The organism is Bradyrhizobium sp. PRIMUS42 (assembly GCF_023006515.1).
Taxonomy (GTDB): domain Bacteria; phylum Pseudomonadota; class Alphaproteobacteria; order Rhizobiales; family Xanthobacteraceae; genus Bradyrhizobium.
Window position 1 is genome coordinate 1 of record NZ_JALBGZ010001253.1, and the last position, 1,024, is coordinate 1,024.

Sequence of the window (1,024 nt, forward strand, 5' to 3'; positions counted from 1 at the left end):
CGCGCTGGTGCTGACCAAGCGCTCGCTGGCCGACCGCAATGGCCTGCCTGTCATCGCCGAGATCAAGGGCCACGCCACCCACAGCCAGGAGCCGCAATGGTTCACCACGGCACCGATCCCGGCGATCCGCAAGCTGCTCGACAAGGTCGGCTGGAGCGCGGGTGACGTCGACCTGTTCGAGATCAACGAGGCGTTTGCCGTGGTGGCGATGGCGGCACAGCGCGACCTCGGCATTCCCCGCGACAAGCTCAACATCAACGGCGGCGCCTGCGCGCTCGGACATCCCATCGGGGCCACCGGCGCGCGGTTGATCGTGACGCTGCTGCATGCGCTGGAGGCGAACAACCTGAAGCGCGGTGTTGCGTCGCTCTGCATCGGCGGCGGCGAAGCCACGGCAATCGCGGTGGAGCGGGTCGCGCACTAACCCGTGCCATGGCCGAAATAGAGGGAAGTCCGACATTTTAGACTTCCCTTTTTTGTGCGAGATTGCAACTGTCATGCGGGTCTCTTCGGGGCTCGCCAACCACCATTGAGGCTCAATGATCTCGAACTGGCTCGCGGCGGCATTGGCCCGCCGCAACATCCATTACGGCTGGGTGATGGTCGGGGTGACCTTCCTCGCTGCGCTGATCAGCGCCGGCACGGTCGGCGCGCCCGGCGTGTTCATCGTTCCGCTGCAGAAGGAGTTCGGCTGGAGCACGGCGGAGATCTCCTCCGCGCTGTCGATCCGTTTCATCCTGTTCGGGCTGATGGCGCCGTTCGCGGCCGCCCTGCTCAACCGCTATGGCCTGCGCAACGTCACCCTGGCCGCGCAGTTGGTCGTCGTTTCCGCGCTGGTGCTCTCGCTCGGCATGACGCAGGTCTGGCAACTCGTGGCGCTGTGGGGCGTCGTGATCGGCATCGGCACCGGCATGACTGCGATGGTGCTGGGCGCCACCATCGCGACGCGCTGGTTCGCCGCGCGGCGCGGGCTCGTTATCGGCATCCTGACCGCGAGTGTCGCCACCGGCCAGCTCGTGTTCCT

1 protein-coding gene and 1 pseudogene are annotated in these 1,024 nt (G+C 66.5%); both read left to right on the forward strand.

Annotated features, from left to right (window positions below):
• Positions 1-424: pseudogene (locus MOV75_RS39465) on the forward strand (acetyl-CoA C-acetyltransferase); the annotation flags it as partial.
• 115 nt (positions 425-539) lie between these two features.
• A partial coding sequence (locus MOV75_RS39470) for an MFS transporter (protein WP_247008245.1) occupies positions 540-1,024 on the forward strand: 485 nt, incomplete at its 3' end.